This is a genomic window from Streptomyces sp. NPDC002573 (assembly GCF_042889625.1).
In the GTDB taxonomy this organism is placed as follows: domain Bacteria; phylum Actinomycetota; class Actinomycetes; order Streptomycetales; family Streptomycetaceae; genus Streptomyces; species Streptomyces gibsoniae.
Genome location: NZ_JBIARC010000070.1, coordinates 1 through 23,082, shown reverse-complemented (window position 1 = coordinate 23,082; position 23,082 = coordinate 1). Strand labels below are relative to the sequence as shown.

Sequence of the window (23,082 nt, the reverse complement as noted above, 5' to 3'; positions counted from 1 at the left end):
GACGCGGCGGTACGAAAGAGCCTAGAACGCCTTTGCGCTGGTGGGGAGATCATTTGCGTCATTGCCTTGCTCCGGACGTGTCCGGAAAAGCGTCGGCTGCGGGTGCCCGGTGACGGGACCCGCAGCCGCCTGCCTTTTACAGGTACTGCCCGGTGTTCGCCACCGTGTCGATGGAGCGTCCGGTGTCCGCGCCCTGCTTTCCGGTGATCAGCGTACGGATGTAGACGATCCGCTCGCCCTTCTTTCCGGAGATCCGGGCCCAGTCGTCCGGGTTGGTGGTGTTGGGCAGGTCCTCGTTCTCCTTGAACTCGTCCACACACGCCTGGAGGAGATGGGAGACCCTGAGGCCCTTCTGGCTGTGTTCCAGGAAGTCCTTGATCGCCATTTTCTTGGCGCGCCCGACAATGTTTTCGATCATGGCGCCGGAATTGAAGTCCTTGAAGTAGAGGACTTCCTTGTCACCGTTGGCGTAGGTGACCTCAAGGAAACGGTTCTCGTCGGACTCGGCGTACATCTGTTCCACGGCGGTCTGGATCATGCCCTGGACAGTGGCCGCCTTGTCGCCCCGGTGCTCGCTGACGTCGTCGGCGTGCAGGGGGAGGTTCTCGGTGAGGTACTTGCCGAAGATGTCCCGGGCCGCCTCGGCGTCGGGACGCTCGATCTTGATCTTGACGTCGAGCCGGCCGGGTCGCAGGATCGCGGGGTCGATCATGTCCTCGCGGTTGGAGGCGCCGATGACGACCACGTTCTGCAGGCCCTCCACGCCGTCGATCTCGGCGAGCAGCTGAGGGACGATGGTGTTCTCCACGTCCGAGCTGACACCGGAGCCGCGGGTGCGGAAGAGGGACTCCATCTCGTCGAAGAAGACGATGACGGGGGTGCCCTCGCTGGCCTTCTCCCGGGCACGCTGGAAGACGAGGCGGATCTGCCGCTCGGTCTCACCGACGTACTTGTTCAGCAGCTCGGGGCCCTTGATGTTCAGGAAGAAGCTCTTCCCGGCGGCCTGGCCGGTCACCTCGGCGACCTTCTTGGCCAGGGAGTTGGCCACGGCTTTGGCGATGAGGGTCTTGCCGCATCCGGGAGGACCGTAGAGCAGGACGCCCTTGGGCGGGCGCAGTTCGTGCTCCTTGAAGAGGTCGGGGTACAGGTACGGCAGCTCGACCGCGTCGCGGATGGCCTCGATCTGGCCCGCGAGGCCACCGATCTGCTCGTAGCCGATGTCGGGGACCTCTTCGAGGACGAGCTCCTCGACCTCGCTCTTCGGTACGACCTCGTAGACATAGCCGGAGCGGGGCTCAAGCAGAAGGGCGTCGCCGGGGCGGATGGTGACGTCCAGCAGCGGCTCGGCGAGCCGTACCACCCGTTCCTCGTCGGTGTGCCCGAGCACCAGGGCGCGCTCGCCGTCCTCGAGGACTTCCTTGAGGGTGACGATGTCCCCGACACGCTCGTACTCCATGGCCTCGACCACGTTGAGCGCTTCGTTGAGCATCAGTTCCTGGCCGCGGCGGAGTTCCTCGAGCTCCACGCTGGGGCTGACGTTCACCCGGAGCTTGCGGCCCCCGGTGAAGATGTCGGCCGTGCCGTCCTCGTTCGCCTGCAGGAAGACACCGAAGCCGGCCGGCGGCTGGGCGAGCCGGTCGACCTCCTCCTTGAGGGCCACGATCTGGTCGCGGGCCTCACGGAGCGTGTTGGCGAGCCGCTCGTTCTGTGCGGACACGCCGGCCAGGTTGGTCTGCAGCTCGACGATCCGCTCTTCGAGAATCCTCGTGTGTCGCGGAGAGTCGGCGAGCTTGCGGCGCAGGACGGCGATCTCCTGCTCAAGGTAGGCGATCTGCCCGGCCGGGTCTTCGGACCCGCGTCCCGGGCGGATGCCGCGGTTAATGTCGTCGTCGTGGGCTGCCACGGTCCTCACCTCCTCCAAGGGGAGCTGGACGCTTCCAGACCCTACCTGGGTGGGTGTCGATTGAAACCCCTAGATCACAAAGACTGTCGAGGTGTGTCCGATCTTCACCCTTGCGCTCTCCCTCACGCCAGGGGAATACCCACCGAACATGATTGGAAAGCGGCCGAAGGTAGGGTCAGGGTGTTCAACACCCGTCAGGGCTGGCCGGATTCCCGGCAGCGCTGCGAAGAAAAAACGGCAGGAGAGATGACCGTGCAGCAGGCCGGAGTCGACAGCGAGGCGCTGGAGGTCTGGATCGACCAGGATCTGTGTACCGGTGACGGCATCTGCGCCCAGTACGCGCCCGAAGTGTTCGAGCTGGATATCGACGGCCTGGCCTATGTGAAGGGCCCGGACGACGAGCTTTTGCAGGCCACGGGCGCCACAACGCCCGTGCCGCTGCCGCTTCTCACGGATGTGGTCGACTCGGCGCGGGAGTGCCCCGGTGAATGCATCCACGTACGCCGGGTTTCGGACAAGGTGGAGATCTACGGCCCCGACGCCGAGTGATCGTACGACCACAGACTGTCATTCATGTCTGTTTTCTCACACCGGGTTCGCCCGGCCGACCTCCGAACGCCCCCGGGGCGGCCATGAGCCGTGGGTCCCGGGGGCGGTGAGCCGGGTCACACGGTCCGGGCCCCGGAGGGGGTGGAGCGGACGAACGCGCCGCCCCTCCACTGCCATTCGGCGGAGCTCTTCACGTCGGGGCAGCAACTCGGTACGTCGGGCGAGGAGTAGCCGAGCATGCTCGCGGTGACGGCGGCGTCGTGGACGGCGAGGCTCGTGACCGTGAGGCGTTCCTTGGGATCGACGAGGGTGGCGACCACACGGGGTTCGGTGGCGTCGGCGGCCTGGGTGAGGACGTAGGCGGCGTCGGGCGGGGTGCCCATGCTCGCGTCGCAGTGGACGACGGCCACGGTCTCGGGGCGGCCGTCGCCGTCGAGGTCGCCGGTGGCTCTCTTCGCGACGAGGACCTTGGTGGGGCCGCAGTCGAGGGGGAAGTGGACCTTGGAGGGGTCGGGCGGCAGGGCCGCGACCGGGGCCGCTTTGGTCCGGACCTGGGGCTGGGCCGCGGTCGCGGCGCCGGGTTGCAGCAGGGACGTCAGAGCGATCACGCCGGAGACCGCGGTGGCAGTGGCGACCCAGTGGATGGGCCGGGTGGTGGTGTGCGCGAGTTCCGGAACGGCGGGGTGCTGCACGAGAGAAGTGTCTCCTGTGAGGGCTGTGCCGGTGGGGTGCCCCGCATCGTGCCACACGTCACAGTACGGGGGAACGGCGGGTGCCCGCTTCCTCCGGTGCTTCGGGTTCCGGACCGCCTCGGAGGCTCAACGCGCGAGCGCCGTGGCGGAGTTCCGCGAGGGGTGCGGGAACTCGGCCACGGCGCTCGTACGTTGGATCGGGTGCAGGGCTCGGCTCAGCGGCCGGAGCCTCCCTCCGCGTTGGGACCGGCGTAGTCCTCGCCGTAGGCGCCCTTGGCGGGGCGGCGGCGGCGCATGGGCGGCTCGACGCCGTCCGCGAGGCGGCGGGCGGTGAGCAGGAAGCCGGTGTGGCCGATCATCCGGTGGTCCGGGCGGACGGCCAGGCCCTCGATGTGCCAGTTGCGGATCATCGTCTCCCAGGAGGTCGGCTCGTTGAAGCAGCCGATCTCGCGGATGGACTCGACGGTCCGGGCGAGCTGGGTGGTGGTGGCCACGTAGCAGCACAGGATGCCGCCGGGGACGAGCGCCTTGGAGACGGCCTCCAGGCACTCCCAGGGGGCGAGCATGTCGAGGATGACGCGGTCGACGTCGGTGTCGCTCAGGTTGTCCTGGAGGTCGCCGACGGTGAGCTGCCAGGCCGGGTGCGGGCCGCCGAAGTAGCGCTCCACGTTCTGCTGGGCGATCTCGGCGAAGTCGGCGCGGCGCTCGTAGCTGTGCAGCATGCCCTGGTCGCCGATGGCGCGCAGCAGGAAGCTGCTGAGCGAGCCGGAGCCGACGCCGGCCTCCACGACGCGGGCGCCGGGGAAGATGTCGGCGAAGGCGAGGATGTGCCCCGCGTCCTTCGGGTAGACGACGGCTGCCCCGCGGGGCATGGACAGGACGTAGTCGGGGAGCAGGGGGCGCAACGCGAGATAGGCGACGTTCCCCGTGGTGCGGACAACGCTGCCCTCGGGTGCGCCGATCAGTTCGTCGTGCGGGAAGGAACCCTTGTGGGTGTGAAAGTTCTTCCCGGCTTCGAGCGTGAACGTGTAGTGGCGGCCCTTGGGGTCGGTCAGCTGTACCTGGTCCCCGACCTTGAAGGGCCCGCGACGGCGGGCGGCACCGGTCGGTTCGGACATGTGACCAGCCTACCGGTCGCCGGAGGGGCCGCCGACCACGCTCGGTGGCCGGGGCCTCAGCTGGGGCGGGCCATGGCCTTCACGAAGGCGCGCTCGACGTCGGCGGCGGACAGGACGCCGTAGATGTCGCCGTTCTCCTCGACGACGAGGTACTCGGTCGCGGGTGCGGCGCGCAGGGCGTCGAGGAGGTCCTCGCCGGCGAGCTCCGCGGAGACGCGCATGCCGTCGGTGAGGTCCTGCGCGAGTTCGCTGGCGTTGACCCAGGGCCGGCGGTGCTCGGGGACGCCGACGATGGCGGACTCGCGGACGAGCGAGAGGGGCTGGCCGTGGCCGTCGACGACGACCAGGGCCCGTGCGCCGGCGGCGTTGGCGCGGCGCAGGGCCTCGGACAGCGAGGTGTTCGTCTCGATGGGGACCGCGCGGCGGGTGAGGGTGCGGGCGCGCAGTTCGGGCAGGTGCTCGCGCAGCCGGGCCATGCGGAGGCTGTTGCCGGCGCCGGTCCAGATGATGGCGGCGAGGATGGCGGCGAGCAGGGCGTCGGTGACGGTGTCCATGCCCACGTTGTCCTCGGCGGTGGAGCCGAGGGCGCCGGACTGGGTGAGCAGCGGCAGGCCGATCAGGACCGCGATGGCCAGGGCGCGGCCGACCCATGCGGCGGCGACGGTGCCGCTCATCGGCCGTCCGGTGATCTTCCAGACGACGGCGCGCAGCATGCGGCCGCCGTCGAGGGGGAGGCCGGGGAGCAGGTTGAAGGCGGCCACGATGAGGTTGGAGATCATGAGGCCGGCCAGCAGGACGCCGGGGACGGTGCCGGGCCGGACGGGCTGCATGGCGAGGTAGAAGATCCCGGCGAGGACCAGGGAGAGCAGGGGGCCCACGAACGCGAGGACGAACTCCCGGCCCGGGGACTCGGCCTCCTTCTGGATCTCGGAGACGCCGCCGAAGAACTGGAGCTGGATGCGGCGCACCGGGAGCTTGAAGCGGAGGGCGGCGACGGTGTGGGCCAGCTCGTGGACGAGGACGGAGGCGTAGAAGGCGACCGCGAAGAAGAGGGAGACGAGATAGCGGGCGGCGCCGAGCTGGGGCAGCACGCGGTCGAGCTGGCCGCCGAACACCCAGGTGATCAGGGCGGCGACGAGGAACCAGCTGGGGGCGACGTAGACGGGGACACCGAAGGGTCGGCCCATGAGGATGCCGCCGCCGGGATCCTTGGGGCGCTGCGGGGGACGTCCCTGGCCGTCGGCTCCGGAGTGGGCGTGGCTGCGGGGGGCGTGCGGGTCGTGGCCGAAGGGTGGGGGTGCGGCCGCAGGGTCGTCGGACCGTGCGGGGCCGGACTCGGGGGTGGGCGACGGGGTGGTGGCGTCGTGCGGCTCGGGGGTCGTTCGGCCGCCGGAGTGAGCCGGGCCCGGGGAGTCTGGCTCGGCGGCGTGCTCGTCGCCGCCCGGCCGGGTGCCCTCGTCGTGCGTGGCCGTGGCCGGTCCGCCGTCGACGGGCTGCGCCTGCTGCTGCTCGGGGCGCGCGGCGTCGGCGGCGGGCCGTGCCGTGGGGGCCGCCTCGGGGTCGGTCGTCCCGCCGTTGCCGGGGCGCGGCTGTCCGCTCCCGCCGCTCTCGTCCACGATGTCCCCTCGATCGAAGCGTCTCCCCGGCCCGGGTGGTGCCGGGTGGGAGGGTCTGGGTCGATGGTATGCGGCCGTCGCGTCGTGTTCCGCCCCGGCACCCCCTCTGTTCTCCCCGGTGACGCACGGGCCGTTCGGCCCGCCGTACCGCGGACCGCCCGGCCGTGCCGGTGCCCGGATCCCGTCGGGCCGGGACGGGCGCGACTGTGTCACTGTCAGTGGCGGGCCGTATGGTCTGTGGGCATGGATACCAGCACCGACGGCTCCGCCGAGCAGCCCGCCGTGGCCGCCGCGCCTCCGGAGTCGCTGTCGCCCTCCCGCGCCGGCGACTTCATGCAGTGTCCGCTTCTCTACCGCTTCCGGGTGATCGACAAACTGCCCGAGAAGCCGAGCGAGGCGGCGACCCGGGGCACGTTGGTCCATGCGGTGCTGGAGCGGCTGTTCGACGCTCCCGCCGTCGAGCGGACCGCGCCCCGGGCCAAGTCGCTCATCCCGGGCCAGTGGGACCGCCTGCGGGAGACGAGACCGGAGGTCGCGGAGCTGTTCGCGGACGATCCGGAGGGTGAGCGGCTGGCGCGCTGGCTGGGCGAGGCGGAGCAGCTCGTGGAGCGCTGGTTCTCGCTGGAGGACCCGACCCGGCTGGAGCCGGCCGAGCGCGAGCTGTTCGTGGAGGCGGTGCTGGACTCCGGGCTGAAGCTGCGCGGGATCATCGACCGTGTCGACGTCGCGCCCACGGGCGAGGTGCGGATCGTCGACTACAAGACGGGCAAGGCGCCCCGGCCCGAGTACGCGGAGGGCGCGCTGTTCCAGATGAAGTTCTACGCCCTGGTGGTGTGGCGGCTGAAGCGGGTCGTGCCGCGGCGGCTGCAGCTCGTCTATCTGGGCAGCGGCGATGTGGTGACGTACGACCCGGTGCCGGCGGATCTGGAGCGCGTCGAGCGCAAGCTGCTCGCGCTGTGGGAGGCGATCCGGCTGGCGACGGAGACGGGCGACTGGCGCCCGCGTCCCACCAAGCTGTGCGGCTGGTGCGATCACCAGCCCGTCTGCCCGGAGTTCGGCGGCACTCCCCCGCCGTATCCACTGCCGGTGCGGGGCCCTGACGGGGTCGTGGTGGCGGGTCCGGGCAGCGTCCCCCGGCAGACGCAGCCGCTGCCGGTGCAGGTCACTGACGAGGACACGGCCGGGGACTCGGCGGGCGGGCCCGGGGAGGTGTGATCGGCGGGGGTCAGGGTGCCCGAACCGGAGGGCTGCGAGCAGGGCAGAATGGGGCCGGACTAGCGAAGGAGACTTACGTGGCCATCCGCGTCCTACTGGTCGACGACCAGCCGCTGCTGCGCACGGGCTTCCGGATGATCCTGGAGGCCGAGCAGGACCTCGCGGTCGTCGGCGAGGCCGGAGACGGCCTTCAGGCACTCGACCAGGTGCGTGCCCTCCAGCCCGATGTGGTGCTGATGGACATCCGCATGCCGCGGATGGACGGGGTGGAGGCGACCCGGCAGATCACCGGGCCCGGGCGGGACGGCCCGGCCAAGGTGCTGGTGCTGACCACCTTCGATCTCGACGAGTACGTGGTGGAGGCGCTGCGCGCCGGGGCCAGCGGCTTCCTCCTCAAGGACGCGCCGGCCGACGAGCTGGTGCAGGCGATCCGGGTGGTCGCGGCGGGCGAGGCGATGCTCGCGCCGAGCATCACGCGTCGTCTGCTCGACAAGTACGCGGGACATCTGCCGTCCGGGGACGAGCCGGTTCCCGACACCCTGCACACCCTCACCGAGCGTGAGGTGGAGGTGCTGAAGCTGGTGGCACGCGGACTGTCCAACGCCGAGATCGCCGCCGACCTGTTCGTCAGCGAGACCACGGTCAAGACGCATGTGGGTCATGTGCTGACGAAGCTGGGGCTGCGGGACCGGGTGCAGGCCGCGGTGTACGCGTACGAGAGCGGCCTGGTGCGCCCCGGCGCGCAGTAGTCGCGCGCCCCGCGGGCAGCACGAGGTCCTCACGGTCGCCTCGAACGGCCTGTGGGCGATGGGCTGTCGGGCGATGTCCCGCACGCGCACGCCAAGACCCCCGGGCCGTTCGGCCCGGGGGTCTTGTCAGTCCGGATCGGATCAGCCGCTCACACCGCGACCGAGCTCCCACAGCTGCAGCGTGGAGGAGGAGTTCATCGCGTACTCGCTGCCCGTGATGTCGTCACGGGTGGCGACGTACTGCTTGCCCTGCCACAGCGGGAGGATCGGCACGTCGTCGGCGACCTTGTCCTGGATGTCGGTGAGGCTCTTCGACGCGTTGAGACGGTCGGCCTCGCGCCGCGACTGCGGGATCAGCGTGTTGCGGATCTCCTCGTTGTCGTACGGCGAACCGAGGGTGTTGTCCTTGTCCAGGAACGGCGCCAGGTAGTTGTCCGCGTCCGGGAAGTCGGGGAACCAACCCATGCCGTAGACGTCGTACGCGCCCTTCTTCTCGGCCGGGCGGAACTTGTCCCACGGCGTGCCCTGGACGTCGACGTTGAACAGCCCGCTGCCGTTGAGCTGCTCCTTGAGCACCTCGAACTCCTTGGCGGTGGCCGGGCCGTAGTGGTCGGTCGTGTAGTGCAGGGTCAGCTTCACCGGGGTGGTGATGTTCGCCTTGTTCAGCAGCGTGCGGGCCTTGGCCACGCTCGGGTCGCTGTACTTGTTGAAGAACGCGTTGGAGTGGCCGGTGATGGTGGCCGGGACCAGCGAGTACAGCGCCTGGGCCTGGGAGCCGTACACCTTCGAGACCAGGGCGCTGCGGTCGATGACCTGGGCCATGGCCTGGCGGACGGCCGTGGACTTCACCGACGCGGCGTCGGTGTTGAAGCCCAGGTAGCGGATTTCGAGGCCCGGCATCTCCACGAGGTTGACCTTGCCGGACGTGTCGTTCTGGAGCTTGCGGATCTGGTCCGGGGACATCTGACGGGTCATGACGTCGATGTCGCCCTTGTCGAGGGCGGCGCCCATGGCGTCGGCGTCCTTGAAGGTCTCCAGAACCACCTTGTCGTTCTTGGGCTTCAGCAGGCCCGTGTACGAGGGGTTCTTGGTGAAGGTGGCCTTGACCAGCTCGTTGTTCGAGACCTCGGCCTGCATGGTGTACGGGCCGGAGCCGTCGACCTGGAAGCCGTCGCGCAGCTTGTTCTTCTGGTAGTCCTTGGGGTTGATGATGCCCGCGACCGGCGTCGACAGCTTGAACGGGAAGGTCGCGTCCGCGGTCTTCAGGTGGAAGATGACCTGGTCGTCGCCCTGCGTCTCGACGGTGTCGATGGTGGACAGCAGCGCGAAGACACCGCTGTCGGCCTTCAGCGAGAGGGCACGCTCGATGGAGAACTTCACGTCGGCCGCGGTCACCGGGTCGCCGTTGGCGAACTTCAGGCCGCTGCGCAGCTTGCAGGCGTAGCGCTCGTTGCCGGTGTCGGTGAAGCCGCAGCTCTCGGCGGCTTCGGGCTCGGGTTCGCCCTCACCGCGGGGCTGGACCATCAGCGTCTGCACGGTCTGCCGCAGGATGTTCCAGGTGCCGACGTCGTACGCGTACGCCGGGTCCACGGGCGCGGGCGTGTCGCCGGTGTCGGTGAACCGGTCGGTGGTGCCGACGACGATGGCGTCACCGCTCTTGCCCCCGCTGTCGGACCCGCCACAGGCAGCGAGGACGGGGGTGAGCAGACCGACGACGGCCGGCAGCACCAAAGTCTTGCGGTTCATGCTCGAGTTTCTCCAGGGCTGTTGGATCCGTGTACCCGTCAAGCATTGGGTGGTGCGAGGGATCACGGGGTTGTGGCGATGTTCTCGCGATGAGATTAGTCCGCGCCCGCACGAGGGTTCACCGCCACCGGAGTTGAGTTCCCATCACGCAGAGAAACCGGTTGCGGACGCACCGAAAGTCCGCTCGGGGAAGGATTCGTGCAGCGTTCCACCAATCGGGACACAAGGGCACGCCGGGGACACCCGAACAAGGGGGATCGGCACACTTCGCCCCCACTGTCGACCCCCCTGCATGTGGTGAACGTCACACGTTAAGTCCACCGGACCGCACCCGAATTCGGCCGGGCGGCCGGGTATTAATTCATTCCGCTGGACACGCGGCGGTATTGCGTCCATTCAGGATGCACGCTGGGTGAACGATCAGCGCATTTCCGTCATCAAACCACGGAGAAATGGAAGGTCGACCTCTTCGAGAGAGGTCACCACGGTGCGACGCGGGGCGGGGGCGATGGGAGCGACCGAAGGCACGGCGACCACCAGGCAGCCCGCTGCCTCGGCGGCCGCGACACCGGTAGCGGTGTCCTCGACGACGGCGCAGCGGGCGGGGTCCGCCCCGAGGCCCGAGGCCGCCAGCAGATAGGGGTCCGGGAACGGCTTGGTGCGCTCCACCTCGTCCCCGGCGACGGTGAGGGAGAAGTACTGCGGGCCGATCGAGGCCAGGACCCGGTCGATGATGCGCCGGTGCGAGGCGGAGACCAGGGCGGTGGGGATCTCGTGCGCCGCCAGTTCGGCCAGCAGCCGGGCCGCGCCGGGCATCAGGGGCAGCCTTCGGTCGATACGGTCCTCGAACCCGTCGTTGAGCAGCACGCTGAGTTCGTCGAGGGAGATGTCGGCGCCGGTGGCCTCGATCAGGAAGCCCGCGCTGCGCGCCATGGGGCCGCCCACCACGACATGGCGCCAGGACTCGTCAAGGGTGTGGCCGAGTGAGGCGAAGACCTCGACCTCGACGTCCCACCAGAATCCCTCGGTGTCCACCAGTGTGCCGTCCATGTCGAGAAGCACGGCCTGCAGGGCGGAGCCTTCGGCCGTACGGGTTCCGAGCGCGGGGACCGTGGTGGTCATCCGGCGCACCTCCTTCAGGGGACAACCAGGCCGGTTCCCGGAGGGGGAACCGGCCTGCGGTGGACCGACCAGTGTACGACGGCCGCGGGGAAAGTGCGTGGTGACGCCGGGTGGCGCACCCGTCGCACTCGAGAGCGCTATCGGGCGTTGAAGTACTTGGCCTCGGGGTGGTGGATCACGATCGCGTCCGTGGACTGCTCCGGGTGGAGCTGGAACTCCTCGGAGAGGTGGACGCCGATCCGTTCCGGCTCCAGGAGCTGGGCGATCTTGGCGCGGTCCTCCAGGTCGGGGCAGGCGCCGTAGCCGAGGGAGAAGCGGGCGCCGCGGTACTTCAGGGCGAACATGTCCTCGATGTCGGCCGGGTCCTCGCCGGCAAAGCCGAGTTCGGCGCGCACCCGTGCGTGCCAGTACTCCGCGAGGGCCTCCGCCAACTGCACGGACAGGCCGTGCAGTTCGAGGTAGTCCCGGTAGGAGTTGGACTCGAAGAGGCGCGCGGTCTCCTCGCCGATGCGGGAGCCGACGGTGACGACCTGGAAGCCCACGACGTCGGTCTCGCCGGACTCCTCGGGGCGGAAGAAGTCGGCCAGGCAAAGCCGCCGGCCCCGGCGCTGGCGCGGGAAGGTGAACCGGGTGCGCTCGTTGCCGGCCTCGTCCAGGACGATCAGGTCGTCGTCCTTGGACACGCAGGGGAAGTAGCCGTGGACGACGGCCGCCTCGAGGAGGTTGTCCGTCTGGAGCCGGTCGAGCAGGCCGCGCAGCCGGGGCCGGCCCTCGGTCTCGACGAGTTCCTCGTAGGTGGGGCCCTCACCGGTGCGGGTCTGCTTCAGGCCCCACTGGCCCTTGAACAGCGCGCCCTCGTCCAGCCAGGAGGCGTACTCCTTGAGCGGGATGCCCTTGACGACGCGGGTGCCCCAGAACGGCGGGGTGGGCACGGGGTTGTCGGTGGAGACGTCGGAGCGGACATGGCCCTCCTCGGGCCGCTCCTCGGTCTCGACGGTTGCCGCCCGCACCCGGCGTCGGCGCAGCTCGGGCAGCTTGGCCCCGGGCACGCCCCGCTTGACCCCGATGAGCGCGTCCATCAGACGCAGGCCCTCGAAGGCGTCGCGGGCGTAGCGGACCTCGCCCTCGTACAGCTCGTACAGATCCTGTTCGACGTACGCGCGGGTGAGCGCCGCGCCGCCGAGGATGACCGGGTAGGTGGCGGCCAGGCCCCGCTGGTTCAGCTCCTCCAGGTTCTCCTTCATGATCACCGTGGACTTGACCAGGAGCCCGGACATGCCGATGACGTCGGCCCGGTGTTCCTCGGCGGCCTCCAGGATCGCGGAGACCGGCTGCTTGATACCGAGGTTGACGACGTTGTAGCCGTTGTTGGACAGGATGATGTCGACGAGGTTCTTGCCGATGTCGTGGACGTCGCCGCGCACGGTCGCGAGCACGATGGTGCCCTTGCCGGCCTCGTCCGTCTTCTCCATGTGCGGTTCGAGGTAGGCGACGGCGGACTTCATGACCTCCGCCGACTGCAGCACGAACGGCAACTGCATCTGGCCGGAGCCGAACAGCTCACCGACCACCTTCATACCGTCCAGAAGTGTCTCGTTGACGATGTCGAGAGCCGGCCGCGTCAGCAGCGCCTCGCCGAGGTCGGCTTCCAGACCGTTCTTCTCGCCGTCGATGATGCGCCGCTTGAGGCGCTCCTCCAGCGGCAGCGCCGCCAGTTCCTCGGCCTTGCCCGCCTTCAGCGACTTTGCGGTGGCACCCTCGAACAGCGCCATCAGCTTCTGCAGCGGGTCATAACCCTCGGCGCGGCGGTCGTAGATGAGGTCGAGAGCCGTCGTGACCTGCTCCTCGTCGAAACGCGCGATCGGCAGGATCTTCGAGGCGTGCACGATCGCGGAGTCCAGCCCCGCCTTGACGCACTCGTCGAGGAACACCGAGTTGAGCAGGATCCGCGCGGCCGGGTTCAGGCCGAAGGAGATGTTCGACAGCCCCAGGGTGGTCTGCACATCCGGGTGGAGCCTCTTCAGCTCCCGGATCGCCTCGATGGTGGCGATGCCGTCCTTGCGGGACTCCTCCTGACCGGTGCAGATGGTGAAGGTCAGCGTGTCGATGAGGATGTCCGACTCGTGGATGCCCCAGTTCCCGGTCAGATCGGCGATCAGCCGCTCGGCGATCTCGACCTTCTTCTGCGGGGTGCGGGCCTGGCCCTCCTCGTCGATGGTCAGCGCGATCAGCGCCGCACCGTGCTCCCGCGCGAGCCGCGTCACCTTCACAAACCGCGAATCCGGCCCGTCACCGTCCTCGTAGTTCACCGAGTTGATCACCGCGCGCCCGCCGAGCTTCTCCAGACCCGCGCGGATGACCTCGACCTCGGTGGAGTCCAGGACGATCGGCAAGGTGGAGGCGGTCGCGAACCGGCCCGCCAGCTCCTCCATGTCGGCCACACCGTCGCGACCCACATAGTCCACGCACAGATCGAGCATGTGCGCGCCCTCACGGATCTGCTCCCGGGCCATCTCCACACAGTCGTCCCAGCGGCCCTCCAGCATGGCCTCGCGGAACTTCTTCGAACCGTTGGCATTGGTGCGCTCACCGATCGCCAGATACGAGGTGTCCTGACGGAACGGCACACTCTGATACAGGGACGCCGCACCAGGCTCGGGCCGCGGACTGCGCTCCACCGGAGCCAGGTCACGGACCCGCTCCACGACCTGACGCAGATGCTCGGGAGTCGTGCCGCAGCAACCACCGACCAGCGAGAGCCCGTAGTCGCGGACGAAGTTCTCCTGCGCGTCCGCCAGACCCTGCGGACCCAGCGGGAAATGCGCCCCGTCCTTGGTCAGCACCGGCAGACCCGCGTTCGGCATGCACAGCAGCGGAATGCGCGAGTGACGGGTGAGATAGCGCAGATGCTCACTCATCTCCGCCGGACCGGTCGAGCAGTTCAGACCGATCATGTCGATACCCAGCGGCTCCAGCGCGGTCAGCGCCGCACCGATCTCGGAACCCAGCAGCATGGTGCCGGTGGTCTCGAACGCCATCGAGCACAGCAGCGGCACCTCGATGCCCGTCGCCTCCATCGCGCGCCGGGCACCCAGGATCGAGGCCTTCGTCTGCAACAGGTCCTGAGTGGTCTCGACGATCAACGCGTCCGCCCCACCCGCCAGCAACCCCTCCGCATTGGCCTGGAAACCGTCACGGATCGTGGTGTAGGCGACATGACCCAGGGTGGGCAGCTTGGTACCCGGCCCGATCGACCCCAGCACCCAGCGCCCACGGCCGTCCCCCGCCGCGAACGCGTCCGCGACCCCGCGGGCGATCCGGGCACCCGCCTCCGACAGCTCGTACACACGATCGGCGATCTCGTACTCGGCCATGGCCGCATGGTTGGCCCCGAAGGTGTTCGTCTCCACACAGTCGACACCCACGGCGAAGTACGCCTCATGGACCGAACGGACGATGTCGGGGCGAGTCAGATTGAGGATCTCGTTGCAGCCCTCCAGACCCTGGAAGTCCTCCAGGGTCGGATCCTGCGCCTGAAGCATCGTGCCCATCGCGCCGTCGGCCACCACGACACGAGTGGCGAGGGCTTCCCGGAGGGCGTCGATTCGGGCCCGGCTGTCGGCGGAGGCGGACGAAAGGGACGGATTCGGCAACGAGGCCATGGAAGATGCTCCCTGGAGTGCGACGGCTGTCGGCTTTGCGCTTCCCACGGAAGACGCACGCGGCCAGGGTAGCCCCCGGCAGGCCCTACGGTCAGAGGCGTCCACGGGGCGGACGGGCGTTCCTGATGTGACCCGCACGGGGATTCTCGCGGAACGGATGGCGACCACCCATTAGCGAGAGGTCGGCAACGACCGGTAGTGTTCGGCATTGCCGAACGCTGGTATGCGACGGTTGGCGACAGGTCGAAGGACGGAGGCAGGACGGGGATGGCACGGAACATCCAGTCGCTCGAACGGGCGGCCGCGATGCTGCGGCTGCTCGCGGGTGGCGAGCGACGGCTCGGCCTGTCGGACATCGCCTCGTCGCTGGGCCTCGCCAAGGGCACGGCCCACGGCATACTCCGTACGCTCCAGCAGGAGGGGTTCGTCGAGCAGGACACCGCCTCGGGCCGCTATCAGCTGGGGGCCGAACTGCTACGCCTCGGGACCACCTATCTCGATGTGCACGAGCTGCGGGCGCGCGCCCTGGTGTGGACGGACGACCTGGCCCGGTCGAGCGGCGAGAGCGTCTATCTCGGGGTGCTGCACCAACAGGGCGTGCTGATCGTGCACCACGTCTTCCGGCCCGACGACAGCCGGCAGGTCCTGGAGATCGGGGCCATGCAGCCGCTGCACTCCACGGCTCTCGGCAAGGTGCTCTCCGCGTACGACCCGGTGGCACACAGCGAGGCGCTGGAGAACGACCGTAAGGCGTTCACCGACCGCACGGTGTGCGAGCTGGACGACTTCGAGCAGCTCCTCGACCTGACCCGGGCCCGGGGGTACGCGGCCGATGTCGAGGAGACCTGGACCGGGGTGGCCTCGGTGGCGGCGCCGATCCACGACCGGCGGCGGATGCCGGTGGGTGCGGTGGGCATCACCGGCGCGGTGGAACGGGTGTGCCGGGACGGCGAACTGCGCCCCGATCTGATCGCGGCGGTCCGTGACTGCGCCCGCGCGGTGTCCAGGGACCTGGGCGCCGGGCGGTTCTGAGGCCCCCGCACTTCAAAGCGTCCGGCCGGTACGCCTACGACGTATCGGCCCCTTCGGCGCACCCGCCGCCCTGCTTTGCGCCCGCGACCTCGCACACCCCGTGGCCTTGTTCACCCCGTGGCTCACTTGCAGCCGTGGCCTCGCCTACGCGCGCGACCTTCCGCGCGCCCGTGACCTTTCGCGCACCCGCGGCCCTTCCCGCACCCCGTGGCCTTGCGCAGCCGCCGCACCCGTCCCCGTCCGCCCTCTTCACCCCGGGCGGACACGAAACGTACCTGTTCGCGCGCGGTGCGCACCCGTTTCAAGATCGATAAGCCGCGGCGATCAATAACGATCCTGCATTCGATTACCGAACTCTTGACGCCTCGGCGAACCGGAAGCGAGACTCCCGTCCATCGGTCGGCATTGTCGAACACCTACCGGCAATACGCGTTAGAGTGTGACAACGCCAAGGGCCGACATCGCTCTCACACCTGAGGGCGCGGACCACCGGAGGGACCCGGGGTTCGCCTTCCCCTGGACGAAGGACAAAGGAGTCACGGGTGTCCAGCTCCGACATCTTCATCGGCGAGACCATCGGTACCGCCATACTCATCCTGCTCGGTGGCGGCGTCTGTGCCGCTGTCACGCTGAAGGCCTCCAAGGCCCGTAACGCCGGCTGGCTCGCCATCACCTTCGGGTGGGGCTTCGCCGTTCTGACGGCGGTCTACACCTCGGCGCCGCTGTCCGGCGCCCACCTGAACCCGGCCGTGACGCTGGCGCTCGCCATCAAGGACGGCGGCTGGAGCAACGTCCCGATCTACTGGGCCGGTCAGCTGTTCGGCGCCATGATCGGTGCCGCTCTGGTCTGGGTCGTCTACTACGGCCAGTTCCAGGCCCATCTCACCGACAGAGAGATCGTCGGCGGCCCGGGGGCGCAGGACACCAAGGCGGTCGAGGCCCAGGAGGCCCAGGCCGGTCCCGTGCTCGGGATCTTCTCCACCGGTCCCGAGATCCGGAACGCGGTGATGAACCTCGCCACGGAGATCATCGGCACGATCGTGCTGGTGCTCGCGGTCCTCACCCAGGGCCTGAACGACAAGGGCAACGGCCTCGGCACCCTGGGCGCCCTGATCACCGCGCTCGTCGTGGTCTCGATCGGTCTCTCCCTGGGCGGCCCCACCGGGTACGCGATCAACCCGGCCCGTGACCTCGGTCCGCGCATCGTGCACGCACTCCTCCCCCTGCCCAACAAGGGCGGCTCCGACTGGGGCTACGCCTGGATCCCGGTCGTCGGTCCTCTGATCGGCGGCGCGATCGCCGCAGGCATATACAACGTCGCCTTCGCCTGAGAAAACTGAGCCCCTCCGGACGTCTCGCTCTCAGTACCGCGCACGTATAGACCGCCCCACCAGCTATGGAATCCCAGGAGCACACCGTGACCGACGCACACACCGCCGGCCCGTTCATCGCCGCCATCGACCAGGGCACCACCTCTTCGCGTTGCATCGTCTTCGACCGGGACGGCCGCATCGTCTCCGTCGACCAGAAGGAGCACGAGCAGATCTTCCCGAAGCCGGGCTGGGTCGAGCACAACGCCACCGAGATCTGGACCAACGTCCAGGAGGTCGTCGCCGGAGCCATCGAGAAGGCCGGCATCACCCGTGACGACATCAAGGCCATCGGTATCACCAACCAGCGCGAGACCACCGTGCTGTGGGACAAGAACACCGGTGAGCCCGTCCACAACGCCATCGTCTGGCAGGACACCCGCACCGACGGGCTCTGCAAGGAGCTCGGCCGCAACGTCGGCCAGGACCGCTTCCGCCGCGAGACCGGTCTGCCGCTGGCCTCCTACTTCGCCGGCCCCAAGGCCCGCTGGCTGCTCGACAACGTCGACGGCCTCAAGGAGCGCGCCGAGGCGGGCGACATCCTCTTCGGCACCATGGACACCTGGGTCATCTGGAACCTGACCGGTGGTGTCGACGGCGGCAAGCACGTCACCGACGTGACCAACGCGTCCCGCACCCTGCTGATGAACCTGCACACCCTGCAGTGGGACGACAAGATCTGCGAGTCGATCGGCGTCCCGAAGCAGATCCTGCCCGAGATCCGCTCGTCCGCGGAGGTCTACGGCGAGGTCACCGGCGGCAAGCTGGGCGAGGTGCTCGGCGGCATCCCGGTCGCCTCCGCGCTCGGCGACCAGCAGGCTGCCCTGTTCGGCCAGACCTGCTTCTCCGAGGGTGAGGCCAAGTCCACCTACGGCACCGGCACCTTCATGCTGATGAACACCGGTGAGAAGATCATCAACTCCTACTCGGGCCTGCTGACCACGGTCGGCTACCGGATCGGCGACGAGAAGCCGGTCTACGCCCTGGAGGGCTCGATCGCCGTCACCGGCTCCCTGGTGCAGTGGATGCGCGACCAGATGGGCCTGATCAAGACCGCAGCCGAGATCGAGACACTCGCGCTCTCGGTCGAGGACAACGGCGGCGCCTACTTCGTGCCGGCCTTCTCCGGTCTGTTCGCCCCGTACTGGCGCTCCGACGCCCGCGGTGTGATCGCCGGCCTGACCCGGTACGTCACCAAGGCGCACCTCGCGCGCGCCGTCCTGGAGGCCACCGCCTGGCAGACCCGCGAGATCACCGACGCCATGACCAAGGACTCCGGCGTCGAGCTCGCGGCCCTCAAGGTCGACGGCGGCATGACCTCCAACAACCTGCTGATGCAGACGCTCTCGGACGTCCTGGACGCACCGGTGGTGCGTCCGATGGTCGCCGAGACCACCTGCCTCGGTGCCGCCTACGCCGCCGGCCTCGCCGTCGGCTTCTGGACCAGCACCGACGACCTGCGCGCCAACTGGCGCCGCGCCGCCGAGTGGACGCCCCACATGGACGCGGAGACCCGCGACCGTGAGTACAAGAGCTGGCTCAAGGCCGTCGAGCGGACCATGGGCTGGATCGAAGACGAGGAGTAATTCGCGATGACCACCCTGCAGAGTGTCCCGGCTCTGGGGACCCACCCGGCGTACGGCTCCACCCCGAGCCGCGCCGAGACCCGGGAGCAGTTGTCCAAGGCGACCTACGACCTCCTGGTGATCGGTGGCGGAATCCTGGGCATCTCCACGGCCTGGCATGCCGCGCAGTCGGGCCTGCGGGTGGCCCTGGTGGACGCCGGCGACTTCGCCGGCGCCACCTCCTCCGCCTCCTCCAAGCTCCTCCACGGCGGTCTGCGCTACCTGCAGACCGGCGCGGTGAAGCTGGTGGCGGAGAACCACTTCGAGCGCCGTGCGGTGTCCCGTCAGGTGGCCCCTCACCTGGCGAACCCGCTCACGTTCTACCTCCCCGTGTACAAGGGCGGGCCGCACGGCGCGGCGAAGCTCGGAGCGGGCGTCTTCGCCTACTCCGCACTCTCGGCGTTCGGTGACGGCGTGGGGCACCTGCTGTCGCCGGCCAAGGCGCAGCAGGACGTTCCGGAGCTGCGCACCGAGAACCTCAAGGCCGTTGCCGTGTACGGCGACGACCAGATGAACGACGCGCGCATGGCGCTGATGACGGTCCGTGCGGCCGTCGAGGCGGGCGCCGTCGTCCTGAACCACGCGGAGGTCACCGGCCTGCGCTTCACCAGGGGCCGGGTCACCGGTGCCGAGCTGAGGGACCGGGTCTCCGGCGACGAGTTCGGTGTCGACGCGCGACTGGTGCTCAACGCGACCGGCCCGTGGGTGGACCACCTGCGCCGTATGGAGGACCCGAACGCGGCCCCCTCCATACGTCTGTCCAAGGGCGCGCACCTGGTCCTCAAGCGCACCTCCCCCTGGAAGGCGGCGCTCGCGACCCCGATCGACAAGTACCGCATCACGTTCGCCCTCCCCTGGGAGGACATGCTGCTGCTCGGCACCACGGACGAGGAGTTCGAGGGCGACCCGGCCGACGTCTCGGTGAACGAGAAGGACATCGACCAGATCCTCGACGAGGCGGCCTTCTCCGTCCGCGACCAGCAGCTGCGCCGTGACCTGATCACGTACTCCTTCGCCGGTCTGCGCGTGCTGCCGGGCGGCCCCGGCGACACTGCCAAGGCCAAGCGCGAGACCGTCGTCACCGAGGGCCGGGGCGGCATGCTGTCCGTCGCGGGCGGCAAGTGGACGACGTTCCGCCACATCGGCCGTACGGTCATGAAGAAGCTGGAGGCCCTCCCGGGCCGTCCGCTCGGCGACGACTTCGAGCCGATCTCCACGCTGCCGAGGAAGCTGCCGCTGCCCGGCATCGCCAACCCGCGTGCGATCGCCCACCGGCTGGTCGTCGACGGTCCGGCGCCCGGCCCGCGCATGGCGCCCGACACCGCCAAGCACCTGGCCACCCACTACGGTTCGCTGGCCTTCGACATCGCGCGGCTCGCCAACGAGAACCCCGAGCTGGGCGAGCGCGTCCACCCCGACGCGCCGGAGATCTGGGCGCAGGTCGTCTACGCCCGCGACAACGAGTGGGCCGAGACGGCGGACGACGTGCTGCGCCGCCGCACCACCCTGACGATCCGCGGCCTGGCCACGGACGAGGTGCGCGGCAAGGTGCAGGACCTGCTCGACAAGAAGTAGGTCCCTCACGACGAGGGGCGGCTCCCCGCACGGAGCCGCCCCTTTCGTGTACGTGCACGCTCCCCGTCGATGATCATGGGCGGGCCCGTGCTGCGTACGGTATGCGGAGTGCGCCACGCGCTCGACGCGCATGCCGCTGCCCGGCCTCGCCGACCCACCGGAGCCGCCCGATGACGCAGGACCTGTCACCCGTCACCCGCATCCCGCGCACCGGGCTGCCCCCGTACGCCGTCGTCGTGGGCGACCCGGCGCGCACGGCCACCGTCGCCGCCCTGCTCGACGGGGCCGAGGAGATGTCGTACCACCGCGAGTACCGGGTGTGCCGGGGGAGCTGGAAAGGCCTGCCGGTGACGGTCGCCTCGCACGGGGTGGGCGCGCCGGGCGCGATCCTGCTCTTCCAGGAGCTGGCGGACGCGGGCGTCCGGACGGTGCTGCGGCTGGGCACGGCGGGCGCCATGAGGCCGGGGATCGATGACGGGGACCTGGTCGTCGCGGAGGCGGCGGTCCGCGACGACGGCGTCACCCAGCAGTTGCTGCCGCCCGAGTACCCGGCGGTGTCCGCGCCGGAGGCGGTGCTCGCCCTGGTGCGCGCGGCCCGGGAAGCGGGTGTGCCGCACCATCGGGGGATCGTGTGGACCCGGGCGGCCTTCCAGCCCGGGCTGATCCCGCTGAACGCGTACGACGGGGCGCGGCTCGCGGCGATCGAGATGGAGCTGTCGGCGCTGCTGGTGACCGCCTCGCTGCGCGGGCTGGTCGCGGGCGGCGTGCTCGTGGTGGACGGGGTCAACGCCGACGAACTGGTCGACGAGAAGGCGTCCTTCTCCACGGGCGGCTACGACCCGCACCGCGAGGTGGTGGCCCGGGGCGTGGAGCGCGGCTCGGTGGTCGCCCTGGAGGCGCTGCGGCTGCTGGCGCGTGCGGAGAAGGCGCCTGCGGGTCCGGCGGAGGCGGCGGCGGACCCGGGAGCGTCGGCCTGAGCGGGCCGGAGGGCGGTCGCCCCCTCCGCCCTTGGGATTCCCTCCCCCGTTCGGCCCACTGGCGCCCCATAATGAGCTGATACATCGGATGTCTCGGCGACAGGGAGGCGCGTCATGGCGGTCACCGATGAGGCGATCGAGAAGATCAAGGGAATGATCGTCTCCGGCGCACTGCGTCCCGGCGACCGCCTGCCCAAGGAGAGCGAGCTGGCCGCCGAACTCGGGCTCTCCCGCAACTCCCTGCGCGAGGCCGTACGGGCCCTGTCGCTGATCCGCATCCTGGACGTACGGCAGGGCGACGGCACGTATGTGACGAGTCTCGATCCTCAGCTGCTGCTGGAGGCGCTGAGCTTCGTCGTGGACTTCCACCGCGACGACACCGTGCTGGAGTTCCTCGCGGTGCGCCGCATCCTGGAGCCGACCGCGACGGCCATGGCGGCCTTCCGGATCAGCGAGCAGCAACTGGACTCGCTCACGGCCCAGTTGGACAAGCTGGGCGCCGATCCGTCGGTGGAGGAACTGGTCGCCAGCGACCTGGAGTTCCACCGGGGCATCGTGCAGAGTTCCGGCAACTCGGTGCTGTGCTCGCTGCTCGACGGCCTGTCCGGGCCCACCACCCGGGCCCGCATCTGGCGGGGCCTCACCCAGGAGGACGCGGTCAGCCGGACCCTGCACGAGCACCGGGCGATTCTCGGTGCCCTGCGCGACCGGGACGCGGAGGCGGCCCGCTCCTGGGCCACCGTGCACATCGCGTCCGTGGAGCAGTGGCTGCGCTCGACGCTCTGACCGCTCGCAGGAGTGGATCACCTCGCAGGGCCGGCCCAGGGTGCCGATCACGGGTGTTCGAGGGCTCCGTACGGGGCAGTGATCCGTTCACTCCCCCGTGCAAGGGGGCTGCGGGCGTCCCCGCCGCACGCCGTAAGGTTGGGACGTACGCGAGGGCACGTCGGAAGGAGGCGCTGGGTGATCGAGCTCGAGGGGGTTCCCGAGCTGATCGACCCGGTCATGGTGGCCGCGTTCGAGGGCTGGAACGATGCCGGCGACGCCGCTTCCACCGCGGTCGCGCATCTCGACAGGGAGTGGAAAGGTGAGGTCTTCGCGGCGCTGGACGCCGAGGACTACTACGACTTCCAGGTGAACCGCCCCACCGTGTTCATGGAGGCCGGGGTCCGCAAGATCACCTGGCCCACGACCCGTCTCTCGGTGGTCCGCGTCGGCGGCGAGAAACCGCGCGACCTGGTGTTGGTCCGCGGCATCGAACCGTCGATGCGCTGGCGCTCGTTCTGCAACGAGCTGCTGGGCTTCGCCCATGAGCTGGGCGTGGAGCTGGTCGTCATCCTGGGCGCCCTGCTCGGGGACACCCCGCACACACGTCCGGTACCCATCAGCGGGACCACGTCCGACGCGGACCTGGCCCGCCGGATGGACCTTGAGGAGACCAAGTACGAGGGGCCCACGGGCATCGTGGGCGTGCTGCAGGAGGCCTGCACGCACGCGGGCGTACCCGCCGTCTCGCTGTGGGCGGCGGTCCCGCACTACGTCTCGCAGCCGCCGAACCCCAAGGCCACGCTGGCTCTGATCAACCGTCTGGAGGACCTGCTCGACCTGCGCATCCCGCTGGGCGAGCTGCCGGAGGACGCACGTGCCTGGCAGCTCGGCGTGGACCAGCTGGCGGCGGAGGACAGCGAGGTCGCCGAGTACGTCCAGACCCTGGAGGAGGCCCGGGACACCGCGGAGCTGCCGGAGGCGTCGGGCGAGGCGATCGCCCGGGAGTTCGAGCGGTATCTGCGCCGACGGGACGTCAACCCGCCCGGCGGGCACGCCACGGCGGACGGCGGCGAGGGCGGCTCCTACCGGTGGGAGGGCCCCGGTGGCCGACCGCGACCGCCGAAGCCCCCGCGGACGGGCGGCGAGGACGAGGACTCCACGGAGGACTGACGGGCCGTCGGACGGTCCCGGCGTACGGCGTGTGACGCCGGTTCGGGACCGTCGGTCTCCGGCCGCATACGCCGAGCGGCGGGGGGGGGGGGGGGGGGGGCCCCCCCCGGGGGCCCCCGGGGGGCGGGGGGGGGGGGGGGGCGCCGGGGACCCCCGGGGCGCGCGGGGGGGGGGGGGCGGCCGCGGGCGCCCC

At 69.9% G+C, this 23,082-nt stretch carries 17 protein-coding genes; 10 read left to right on the top strand and 7 right to left on the bottom strand.

What is annotated here, in order from left to right; all coding sequences use genetic code 11:
• Positions 1-136: 136 nt before the first annotated feature.
• Positions 137-1,903, bottom strand: coding sequence for a proteasome ATPase (gene arc, locus ACFYX0_RS38485; protein ID WP_355909047.1), 1,767 nt, complete (start codon positions 1,901-1,903; stop codon positions 137-139).
• A gap of 246 nt (positions 1,904-2,149) precedes the next feature.
• Here arc and ACFYX0_RS38480 point away from each other — a divergent pair, with 246 nt between their 5' ends.
• On the top strand, positions 2,150-2,452 hold the full coding sequence (locus ACFYX0_RS38480) for a ferredoxin (RefSeq protein WP_388978112.1): 303 nt from the start codon (positions 2,150-2,152) through the stop codon (positions 2,450-2,452).
• A gap of 116 nt (positions 2,453-2,568) precedes the next feature.
• On the opposite strand, the gene ACFYX0_RS38475 is transcribed toward ACFYX0_RS38480, so the two are convergent.
• From ACFYX0_RS38475 to ACFYX0_RS38465, 3 genes are all read right to left on the bottom strand, one after another.
• Positions 2,569-3,144: a hypothetical protein gene (locus ACFYX0_RS38475; protein WP_388978093.1), complete on the bottom strand. Its 576-nt coding sequence runs from the start codon at positions 3,142-3,144 to the stop codon at positions 2,569-2,571.
• Between the two features lie 215 nt (positions 3,145-3,359).
• A complete protein-coding gene (locus ACFYX0_RS38470; protein ID WP_388978090.1) occupies positions 3,360-4,262 on the bottom strand; it encodes a tRNA (adenine-N1)-methyltransferase in 903 nt (300 codons plus the stop codon).
• A 56-nt stretch (positions 4,263-4,318) separates the two neighbouring features.
• Positions 4,319-5,878 carry a site-2 protease family protein gene (locus ACFYX0_RS38465; protein ID WP_388978087.1) on the bottom strand — a complete coding sequence of 520 codons (1,560 nt, stop codon included), beginning with the start codon at positions 5,876-5,878 and terminating at the stop codon, positions 4,319-4,321.
• Between the two features lie 243 nt (positions 5,879-6,121).
• Here ACFYX0_RS38465 and ACFYX0_RS38460 point away from each other — a divergent pair, with 243 nt between their 5' ends.
• Both ACFYX0_RS38460 and ACFYX0_RS38455 read left to right on the top strand, forming a co-directional pair.
• Positions 6,122-7,093: a RecB family exonuclease gene (locus ACFYX0_RS38460; protein ID WP_388978084.1), complete on the top strand. Its 972-nt coding sequence runs from the start codon at positions 6,122-6,124 to the stop codon at positions 7,091-7,093.
• Between the two features lie 77 nt (positions 7,094-7,170).
• A complete protein-coding gene (locus ACFYX0_RS38455) occupies positions 7,171-7,842 on the top strand; it encodes a response regulator transcription factor (RefSeq protein ID WP_355909036.1) in 672 nt (223 codons plus the stop codon).
• 141 nt (positions 7,843-7,983) lie between these two features.
• Here the strand turns inward: ACFYX0_RS38455 and ACFYX0_RS38450 are convergent, their stop codons facing one another.
• The 3 genes from ACFYX0_RS38450 to metH form a co-directional block, all read right to left on the bottom strand.
• Positions 7,984-9,588, bottom strand: coding sequence for an ABC transporter substrate-binding protein (locus ACFYX0_RS38450; RefSeq protein WP_355909033.1), 1,605 nt, complete (start codon positions 9,586-9,588; stop codon positions 7,984-7,986).
• Positions 9,589-10,008: 420 nt separating this feature from the next.
• On the bottom strand, positions 10,009-10,710 hold the full coding sequence (locus ACFYX0_RS38445) for an HAD family hydrolase (RefSeq protein ID WP_388978081.1): 702 nt from the start codon (positions 10,708-10,710) through the stop codon (positions 10,009-10,011).
• 137 nt (positions 10,711-10,847) lie between these two features.
• The gene (gene metH / locus ACFYX0_RS38440) at positions 10,848-14,372 is read right to left on the bottom strand and encodes a methionine synthase (RefSeq protein WP_388978078.1); all 3,525 of its coding nucleotides are present in this window, start codon (positions 14,370-14,372) and stop codon (positions 10,848-10,850) included.
• A 267-nt stretch (positions 14,373-14,639) separates the two neighbouring features.
• On the opposite strand from metH, the gene ACFYX0_RS38435 reads away from it, so the two are divergent.
• From ACFYX0_RS38435 to ACFYX0_RS38405, 7 genes are all read left to right on the top strand, one after another.
• Positions 14,640-15,404: an IclR family transcriptional regulator gene (locus ACFYX0_RS38435; RefSeq protein ID WP_355909024.1), complete on the top strand. Its 765-nt coding sequence runs from the start codon at positions 14,640-14,642 to the stop codon at positions 15,402-15,404.
• Between the two features lie 542 nt (positions 15,405-15,946).
• The gene (locus ACFYX0_RS38430) at positions 15,947-16,735 is read left to right on the top strand and encodes an MIP/aquaporin family protein (RefSeq protein ID WP_311697792.1); all 789 of its coding nucleotides are present in this window, start codon (positions 15,947-15,949) and stop codon (positions 16,733-16,735) included.
• Between the two features lie 86 nt (positions 16,736-16,821).
• On the top strand, positions 16,822-18,360 hold the full coding sequence (gene glpK, locus ACFYX0_RS38425; protein WP_388978075.1) for a glycerol kinase GlpK: 1,539 nt from the start codon (positions 16,822-16,824) through the stop codon (positions 18,358-18,360).
• A gap of 6 nt (positions 18,361-18,366) precedes the next feature.
• On the top strand, positions 18,367-19,974 hold the full coding sequence (locus ACFYX0_RS38420; RefSeq protein WP_311697790.1) for a glycerol-3-phosphate dehydrogenase/oxidase: 1,608 nt from the start codon (positions 18,367-18,369) through the stop codon (positions 19,972-19,974).
• Positions 19,975-20,144: 170 nt separating this feature from the next.
• Positions 20,145-20,951, top strand: coding sequence for a nucleoside phosphorylase (locus ACFYX0_RS38415; RefSeq protein ID WP_388978072.1), 807 nt, complete (start codon positions 20,145-20,147; stop codon positions 20,949-20,951).
• 114 nt (positions 20,952-21,065) lie between these two features.
• The gene (locus ACFYX0_RS38410) at positions 21,066-21,737 is read left to right on the top strand and encodes a FadR/GntR family transcriptional regulator (RefSeq protein ID WP_388978070.1); all 672 of its coding nucleotides are present in this window, start codon (positions 21,066-21,068) and stop codon (positions 21,735-21,737) included.
• A 177-nt stretch (positions 21,738-21,914) separates the two neighbouring features.
• On the top strand, positions 21,915-22,889 hold the full coding sequence (locus ACFYX0_RS38405; RefSeq protein WP_355909008.1) for a PAC2 family protein: 975 nt from the start codon (positions 21,915-21,917) through the stop codon (positions 22,887-22,889).
• Positions 22,890-23,082: the final 193 nt, after the last annotated feature.